The organism is Dactylosporangium sp. NPDC048998, assembly GCF_043197855.1.
Taxonomy (GTDB): Bacteria; Actinomycetota; Actinomycetes; order Mycobacteriales; family Micromonosporaceae; genus Dactylosporangium.
In genome coordinates, this window is the sequence record NZ_JBICTV010000057.1 from 21,337 (window position 1) to 29,244 (window position 7,908).

The window sequence follows — 7,908 nt, forward strand, 5'->3', positions numbered from 1 at the left end:
ACCCAGTGGAATCGAGGATAGCTTGTGCGCACCCGAATGAAACTGCTGCATGCGGCCGCCGCCCTGGCTGTTGCCGTCCCGGTTGCCGTGGCCACATCGGTGACCGTTGCAGCAACGGCGTCATTGGCCATCGGTCCGGCGACGCTGCCCGTCACGGTCACCAACAACACCGGCCGCGGCGACGCCGTCTATCTCTATGTGCTCGGCACCAACCTCAGCACCGGTCGCCTCGGCTATGTCAATGCCGCCGGCGTCTTCACCGCCTGGCCGGCCGGCGGGCTACCGCCCACGCCCGCGCCGGACGTGTCCATCGGCGGGCCCGGCAACGGCGGCTCGGTCACGGTCCAGGTCCCGCGGGGCCTGTCCGGACGGGTCTACTTCTCGCTCGGCCAGAAGATCAACTTCTACCTCACCCCGGACGGTCTGGTCCAGCCCGCGCCATGGGCGTCGGGTGACTCCAACCGCGACATCCTGTTCGACTGGAGCGAGTTCACCTACAACGACTCCGGGCTGTGGCTCAACAGCTCCCAGGTCGACATGTTCGCGCTGCCGCACGTCGTCAGCGTGACCGGCAGCAGCGGCGTCACGAGCCGCACCGGTCAGCTCGTCGCCGGCGGACGCGATGCCGTCATCAACGGCATCAAGGCGCAGGCCGGCTGGGGCGGTTCGGTGTACACCCGCTCGGACGGCACGGTCCTGCGCGTGCTGTCACCGGGCAAGGCGGCCGACGCCGGACAGCTGAGCTCCACCTACCTGGACTCATACATCACGTCCGCCTGGAACGCCTACACGTCCAAGACGCTGACCGTGGTGCCGTTCGCCGATCAGCCCAACACCAAGTACTTCGGCCGCACGTCGGGCAACGTCATGACGTTCACCAATTCGTCGGGCCAGCAGGTGGCCTCCTTCAACAAGCCGACGAGCGGCGACGTCTGGGGTTGTGCCGGCAACCTCGCCGCGCCGAACGATCTGGTGGTCGGACCGATCGCCCGCACGCTCTGCGCGGCCCTGAACCGCGGGACGCTGGGCACGATCGACACCCAGCCGAGCACCAACCCGGCCGCGTTCTACCAGAACAACCCGACCAACCAGTACGCGAAGATCATCCACGCGAACATGGTCGACGGCAAGGCGTACGCCTTCGCCTTCGACGACGTCGGCAACTTCGAGTCGCTCGTCAACGACAGCGATCCGCGCTCGGCCGGCATCACCCTCACCTCGTTCACCGGGGGAGGCGGTGGCGGCGGTGCCGCGGCGGGCACGATCGCCGGGCCGGGTGGTAAGTGTGTCGATGTCGCGGGTGACGATACGGGCGGCAATGGTACGGCGGTGCAGCTGTGGGACTGCCAGTCGTACGCGGTGGATCAGCACTGGACGCACAACGCCGACAACTCCTTGAGCACGTTGGGGCGGTGCCTGGACATCAACGGCAACGGGACCGCGAACGGCACCCAGGTGCAGCTGTGGGACTGCAATGGTGTTGGCGGTCAGAAGTGGGTGCAGCAGGCCGACGGCTCGTTGCGTAATCCGCAGTCCGGTCGGTGTCTGGATTCGCCGAGTGGTGCCACGGGTAACGGCACCCGGCTGCAGATTTGGGACTGTAACGGTTCTGCGGCGCAGAAGTTCTCCGTCAACGGTGGCGGCACGGTCATCGGTCCCGGTGGCAAGTGCGTCGACGTCGCCGGCGACGACAATGGTGGTAACGGTACGGCGGTGCAGCTGTGGGATTGCCAGTCCTACGCTGTGGACCAGCATTGGTACCACAACGCCAACGGTTCGCTGCGCACGCTGGGTCGGTGCCTGGACATCGTCGGCAACGGGACCGCGCAGGGCACCCAGGTCCAGCTGTGGGACTGCAACGGGGTCGGTGGGCAGAACTGGGTGCAGCAGGCCGACGGCTCGTTGCGCAATCCGCAGTCCGGTCGGTGCCTGGACTCGCCGGGCGGTGCGACGAGTAACGGCACCCGGCTACAGATCTGGGACTGCAACGGCACCCCGGCACAGAAATTCGCACTGAGCTGAGGACACCCAGTGGCGGGGGTGCGGAGCGTCCGCTCCCGCACCCCCGCCACGCCAAACGCGCCGCACGGAACCCGCGTCCCGCAGTTTCAGATGTACGAGCGCGGACCGGGCGTGGCACCCGTTCCCGTCACGGTGAGCTCCAGCGGCTCGCCGCCCTCGGGCAGCAGCTCCTCCCGGCGGCGCCGGGTGCGCAGCTGCGGTCCGCGCGCCGCGACGAAGACCCCGCCCGCCAGCAGCACCGCGGACGCGTAGGCCATCGGGTAGCCGATGCCGACGCTGACCGAGTTCTCAGGCAGCGTGAAGCTTGCGAAGGGGGTGTTGCCCAGGTTGGCGATCGCGGACTTGAACCCGACCAGCACCAGCAAGTTGCCGGCGAGCAGGCCCGCCGCGGCCGCGATCGCGGTGCGCCGCACAGCGCCCGTGGCCGACAGCAGGACCGCGATCGCGACCAGGGCCAGCACGATCGTGGTCAGGTAGGCCACCACATGCCCCGTGTTGAGGTTGGCCAGGTCGATCTCGATTGTGTCGGGACGCCGCACCGAACTGCTGATCAGAGGGCCGGTACCGTTCGAGCCGGTGTCGTCGATGCTCACCGGCGCCGGAACGCTCGTCCAGAGCGGTGCGAGCCAGGTCCAGGGCAGATACTGCGCGGCGAGCGCCAGGACGAACCCGATCGCGAGCAGCGCGAATGCGACCGGTCCGGGACGGCGGTCGGTCAGCGGGGCTTGCGAGACGTCCGTATTATCTGAGAATTCCGGGTCCGCCGGGCTGAGCAGCTCAGACATACGCGCATGGTAGAGCGGCAACCTTTCAGGTGCTTGACGTGCGTGCCCGCCCGATCGCGATGAGTCCGCACGCCCCACGTTCTCCTTGAGCAGGTGCACGACGGTGGTGTCGGCATAAGCCGGGCCGAGCCAGAACTGCTGGCCACACACACCGAGATCGCCCGAAGCCGGGACAACCCTGGTCAGCTGCACGGCCAGGTTGACCACTGCCGTGCAACCGTCTTGGGTCCTCGTTCCGTGATTACGGCATCCACAGGTGAGGAGCGGTTGCGTGGCAGAGTCTCGAGCGGGGCACCGCGACGACGAGTTCGCGGAGTATTACGCGTCCCGCGGCGCGGGCATGCGCAGGACCGCGTACTTGCTGTGCGGTGACTGGGATCTGGCCGAGGACCTGACCCAGGCTACGTTCATCAAGATGTACCAGGTCTGGCGGCGGGTGCCGCCGTGACGCGCTGGACGGGTACACGCGGCGGGTGCTGATGCGGACCTTCCTGGACGAGCGGCGCCGCCCGTGGCGCCGCCCGTGGCGCCGCGAGCGCGCCGGCGCGCCGGATGGCGTCTTTGACCGGCCGTCCCACGATCCGCCTGTGTGGGATCAGGTCACCCTGCAAGCCGCATTGGCCGCGGTACCTCCGCGGCAGCGGGCCACCCTGGTGTGCCGATTCTGGGCCGACCTGACCGTGGAGGAGACCGCGGAGGTGCTCGGCTGCAGTACCGGCACCGTCAAGAGCCAGACCGCGCGTGGGCTTGCGGCGCTGCGTGGCGCGCTCGGCCCTGTACACGAGCGAACCGAGGACAAGCCGGGAGGGCAGCGGCGATGAACGACGTGCGGAACCTGTTCGAGCGGACGGTCGACGTGCCGGAGCCACCCCTGACGTCAGCCACGCACCTGCTCGACGCCGCCCGGAAGGTCCGACGCCGACGCCGGCAGCGGTTCGCGGCGGCCGGCGTGGCGTTGGCGGTGACCGCGGCCGTTGCGCTGCCGCGTCTGAGCGGTGCGGCGCCGGTCGAAAACCCGGACCTCGCCGGCGCGGCGTCGCAGTCCCCGGCGGCAAGCATCGCACCCTCACCCTCGGCACAGGTCGAGTCATGCGTTCCGCGTCCTGGGATCTGGGAAGAGTCGATGCGGCGACAGATGCAACAGATGGACGACGTGTTGCTCGGCGCGATCCCGAGCGGCGTCCGAACTGGACAACACGATTGCGGATTTGGGCGGCCCTACGATGGCGCCCCGATCACCTCCGTCGAGGATGTCACCGAGGTGTATGTGGACGAGCATGTCGGCACAATCGCGATGTACCGGATCAGGGACACCTCACCCCGACCCACCGGCGACCTCTGTGCGACTTCACCCCGCAAGCGTATGCCGCCTGCGATGGGGATCGACGCGCTGAACGGCGTCGAAACCAGCTGCCAGGTGCTGGCCGCGAAGGGAGCCACGGTCCGCATCGGGACGATGAGGCAGCCCGCCCCCGGCACAACCGGGCAGACCGTGGTGGTACGCCACGCGACCCGGTACATCGAAGGCTGGCTGATCCTCGTCGCCGAGCTGCCGTACGCGTTCAGCTCGGTCGGGCCGCCACTGCTGGCCACGCCGATCTTCACCACAGCGCAACTGGCCGAGCTGGCCGCCAATCCAGGCTTGCTGCCCTGACCTGCGGCGAGCTCGTAGTGGCCGCGTCGGAGGTTCCGTATGAATGCGTAACCGCAGCTACCAGCGCACCGCGATGACGATCACCTCGGCCGGGAACCGGAAGCCGGCGAACGCCGACGTCGGCGGCAGTCACGAGCGGGGGCGGACCGATGACTTCACCGCTCGACTCTGCCTCGATCATGCCAACGCTCAATGCAACGGAGCCGCCACGGCATAGCCGAAGCTCCGCTCCACCCACGTCACCGTCGTGTACCGCAACCAGTGTGTGCTGATCTTTCGGGATGGTCGACTTCGATCCATACTTGACGGATGTACGGCGTGATCGTTACGGAACTGGGCGGACCCGAGGGTCTGCAAGTGGCCGAGTTGCCCGATCCGGTGGCGCGACCAGGCCAGGTCGTGGTCCGGGTGCAGGCGGTTTGCGTACAGCCGGCCGACATCGCAGCCCGCACCGGGATGATCCCCGGCGGTCCGGTGCCACCGCCCTTCCTGCTTGGCTGGGACATCGCCGGCGAGGTGGCCTCGGTCGGCTCCGATGTCAACGAGTTCCGGTTGGGTGATCGCGTCGTCGGGATGATCCCCTGGTACCTGACCCGGGGCGCGCCCGGTGGATACGCGGAGTTCGTCGCGGCGGATGCGCATTGGCTTGTCCCGCTGCCAGACGGGCTTGACGTCGTGCCCGCCGCCACGGTGCCACTCAACGCGGTCACCGCGTATCAAGCCCTGTCGGTGTTGTCGCTTGAGGTTCCTTCCACGGTGCTTGTCACCGGTGCCAGCGGCGGCGTCGGCGGGTTCGCCGCCCAGCTCGCTGCCCAGCAAGGCCACCGTGTGCTCGCGGTCGCCAACCACGACGACGAGGCGTGGGTTGGCGGTCTCGGCGCGGCCGAGGTGATCCCGCGCTCGGCCGATCTGGCCTCGATCGGGCCGGTGTCGGTCGTGCTGGACGCGGTCCCGATCGGCGAGGCGGCGGCCGCCGCCGTTGAGGATGGCGGCAACATCGTGACCACCCGGCCCACGCCACCCATCGACCCGGGACGCGGCGTGCGCCAGCACCTCCAGCTCATCAGCCTGGATCGGGAACTGCTGGCCGAGTTGGTGGGCCAGCTAGCTGCGGGGAGGCTGCACACGCGGGTCGCGGCTACGATGCCGCTCACCGAAGCGGCAGAGGCGCACCGGCTCTTCGAGGCCGGCGGCCTGCGCGGAAAGATCGTGCTGACCTCGGGGTAGATGGTGAGCCGTTACTGATTCCGGCTTCGAATATCAGCAATCCCGGCCTTTCGGCCCACGGGCGATTTGACCCGGCGTTGCGGCGTCGAATGTCTTGACCCTGACCTTGGTAGAGGCTGCACTCTAGTTTCCGGTGGGCGTGAGTGCCCGCCGGGATGGGAGACATTCATGGTCGGGATTCGGTTGCGTGACGTGCCGGAACAACATGTGGTGTCGGAGACGGGCACTGTTGACCAGGAAGCATTGGAGGCCTGGCTGCCGGGTGCGATGGCCCGAGTTGCGCAGCGCGCGCGGGCGGCCGGCGGTTTGCTCGGCAGCACGCAGTGGCCGTTCCTGGAGCGGTCGGGCTGCCCGGACGAGCCAGTGTTCGTCACCATCTATGAGGGCAACCCCAATGAGGGGCCGACCTCGGTCGAGGTCTGCGCGACGGTCGCGGCCGGGGGCGACCGGACGATTCCGGCCCACCGCGAGGCGTACGCCCGGGTGACGAAGTCCCAGGTCACCAGCGGCGAGCTCGGCGGGGTGTACGAAGCGATCGAGAAGTGGATCGTCGCCAACGGGCTCACCGTCGCCCGCGCGCCCCGCGAGACGTACTGGACCGATTTCGTGTCTGCCGCGGCCGGCGACGAGGTCTTCGACGTCGCCTTTCCGGTGACGTGATGGCCAGCGGGCCGGGGCTGCTGACCATCGGCGAGTTCGCCCGCCGATCCGGGCTGTCGATCCGGGCTCTGCGGTTGTACGACCGGATCGGTCTGCTCCGGCCCGCCGAAGTGGTACCAGGCAGCGGATACCGCCGGTACGCGGACCGTCAGCTCTACGCCGGGCGGCTGATCGCGCTGCTGCGCAGGCTCGACATGCCGCTCACCGAGATCACCGCGATCGTCGGTGCGCCCGGCCCCGACGCGGCCGGGCGGCTCGCCGGCTACTGGACCGCGGTGGAACAACGGCTCGCGGCCCAGCGGGAGCTTGCCGAGCGCCTGGTGCGCAATCTTGCCGCCGAGACGGCGACACCACACGGGGCCTGGCAGGTGGCTGTCCGTGACGTTGCCGACCAGCACGTCCTGAGCGAGATGCGCTACGTCAACGCCGCCGAACTCGGCTGGATCCGAGACGCCACCACACGGCTGAACACACTGGCCGGTCGCTGCGGTGGGCCGACCGGGCCACGGTTCGTGGTGTTCCATGGCGAAGTCAACGAGGACGCCCAGGGCCCGGTAGAGGTCTGCGTGCCGGTCCACGCCGACACCGCCGGCCGCGCCGAGCCGGCTCACCGCGAGGCGTACATCCCGGTGATCAAAGGTCACTTCGAGCCGCCGCAGATCCTCTCGATCTACGACGCTGTTCGACGCTGGGTACACGACCACGGCCACACCGTCGTTGCGCCACCCCGAGAGGTGTACGGCTACCCCACCGACCCCGACGCGGCCACTCCCGGCGATCTGGTCTGTGACGTGGCCCTCCCATTCAACTGAGCCAACAGCCTACGAACGCGTGTCTGCCACGGTCTGTAGCAGGAAGATTGCGGCAGATCCGCATGGCGGTGGCGGTGCAGAATGGGTGCGTGATCGGTGACCGGTGGGGCGTGACCGACAGCGAGATCGTGCGTTCCTATCCGTGCGACGACCTGGTTGTCTCACCCGCACTGCAGGCATGGCGAGGGGTGCTGGTCGAAGCGCCGGCCGCAGCGGTGTGGCCATGGGTTGCCCAGGTGAGGCTTGCGCCGTACTCATACGACTGGATCGACAACCTCGGCCGCCGCTCACCCCGGCGGCTGGTGGAGCTTCCCGAGCCACAGGTCGGAGAGGCGTTCACCACTGCCGGCGGGCGGGCATGGGGCAGGATCATCTCCGTCGACCCCGGGGACCAGCTGACGGGCGCCATCATGGGTGCCTTCATGTCCTACGTTCTTGTGCCCCAGGAGCACACAACGCGCTTGCTGCTCAAGGTCGTCATGCAGACGACCCGATGGGTCGCTCTCGGGCTGTCCATCGGCGACCTGGTCATGGCTCGACGGCAGTTGCTGAACCTCAAGCAGCTCGCCGAGCGTCACCAGCACCAGGCCACAGCGACCCAATGAAGACGAGCCGGGCGCTCATCGGCATCCAACTCGCCACGACGTTCTGTAGGGGACTGTACAAATAACGGCGGATCTGCTGATCAAGGGAGAGACGCCAGATGACGACGGAGACCACCGTCGAGCGGGAGCCGGCCGCCGTGTCG

9 protein-coding genes are annotated in these 7,908 nt (G+C 68.4%); 8 read left to right on the forward strand and 1 reads right to left on the reverse strand.

Annotated features, from left to right (window positions below):
• The first annotated feature begins 36 nt into the window (after positions 1–36).
• Positions 37–2,022, forward strand: coding sequence for a beta-1,3-glucanase family protein (locus ACGFI8_RS45850; protein ID WP_392814882.1), 1,986 nt, complete (start codon positions 37–39; stop codon positions 2,020–2,022).
• Positions 2,023–2,108: 86 nt separating this feature from the next.
• On the opposite strand, the gene ACGFI8_RS45855 is transcribed toward ACGFI8_RS45850, so the two are convergent.
• Positions 2,109–3,014, reverse strand: coding sequence for a hypothetical protein (locus ACGFI8_RS45855; protein ID WP_392814884.1), 906 nt, complete (start codon positions 3,012–3,014; stop codon positions 2,109–2,111).
• 64 nt (positions 3,015–3,078) lie between these two features.
• Here ACGFI8_RS45855 and ACGFI8_RS45860 point away from each other — a divergent pair, with 64 nt between their 5' ends.
• The 7 genes from ACGFI8_RS45860 to ACGFI8_RS45890 all read left to right on the forward strand — a co-directional run bounded on the left by ACGFI8_RS45860 (position 3,079) and on the right by ACGFI8_RS45890 (position 7,765).
• Entirely contained in the window at positions 3,079–3,255 is a 177-nt protein-coding gene (locus ACGFI8_RS45860) for a sigma factor (RefSeq protein WP_392814887.1), read from the forward strand.
• Positions 3,256–3,259: 4 nt separating this feature from the next.
• A complete protein-coding gene (locus tag ACGFI8_RS45865; protein ID WP_392814903.1) occupies positions 3,260–3,628 on the forward strand; it encodes a sigma-70 family RNA polymerase sigma factor in 369 nt (122 codons plus the stop codon).
• Between the two features lie 128 nt (positions 3,629–3,756).
• Positions 3,757–4,461, forward strand: coding sequence for a hypothetical protein (locus ACGFI8_RS45870; RefSeq protein ID WP_392814890.1), 705 nt, complete (start codon positions 3,757–3,759; stop codon positions 4,459–4,461).
• Between the two features lie 309 nt (positions 4,462–4,770).
• Positions 4,771–5,688: an NADP-dependent oxidoreductase gene (locus tag ACGFI8_RS45875; protein WP_392814893.1), complete on the forward strand. Its 918-nt coding sequence runs from the start codon at positions 4,771–4,773 to the stop codon at positions 5,686–5,688.
• Between the two features lie 168 nt (positions 5,689–5,856).
• Positions 5,857–6,348, forward strand: a complete 492-nt coding sequence (locus tag ACGFI8_RS45880; protein ID WP_392814895.1) for a hypothetical protein — start codon at positions 5,857–5,859, stop codon at positions 6,346–6,348.
• Positions 6,348–7,160, forward strand: a complete 813-nt coding sequence (locus ACGFI8_RS45885; RefSeq protein WP_392814898.1) for a MerR family transcriptional regulator — start codon at positions 6,348–6,350, stop codon at positions 7,158–7,160. The genes ACGFI8_RS45880 and ACGFI8_RS45885 overlap by 1 nt, the downstream gene beginning before the upstream one ends.
• A 47-nt stretch (positions 7,161–7,207) precedes the next feature.
• The gene (locus tag ACGFI8_RS45890; RefSeq protein WP_392814900.1) at positions 7,208–7,765 is read left to right on the forward strand and encodes a polyketide cyclase; all 558 of its coding nucleotides are present in this window, start codon (positions 7,208–7,210) and stop codon (positions 7,763–7,765) included.
• Positions 7,766–7,908: the final 143 nt, after the last annotated feature.

Bases quoted from the DNA above. Each gene is read 5' to 3' on its own strand.
- ACGFI8_RS45885 (WP_392814898.1), top strand. From the start codon at position 6,348: ATGGCCAGCGGGCCGGGGCTGCTGACCATCGGCGAGTTCGCCCGCCGA.
- ACGFI8_RS45875 (WP_392814893.1), top strand. From the start codon at position 4,771: ATGTACGGCGTGATCGTTACGGAACTGGGCGGACCCGAGGGTCTGCAA.
- ACGFI8_RS45850 (WP_392814882.1), top strand. From the start codon at position 37: ATGAAACTGCTGCATGCGGCCGCCGCCCTGGCTGTTGCCGTCCCGGTT.
- ACGFI8_RS45880 (WP_392814895.1), top strand. From the start codon at position 5,857: ATGGTCGGGATTCGGTTGCGTGACGTGCCGGAACAACATGTGGTGTCG.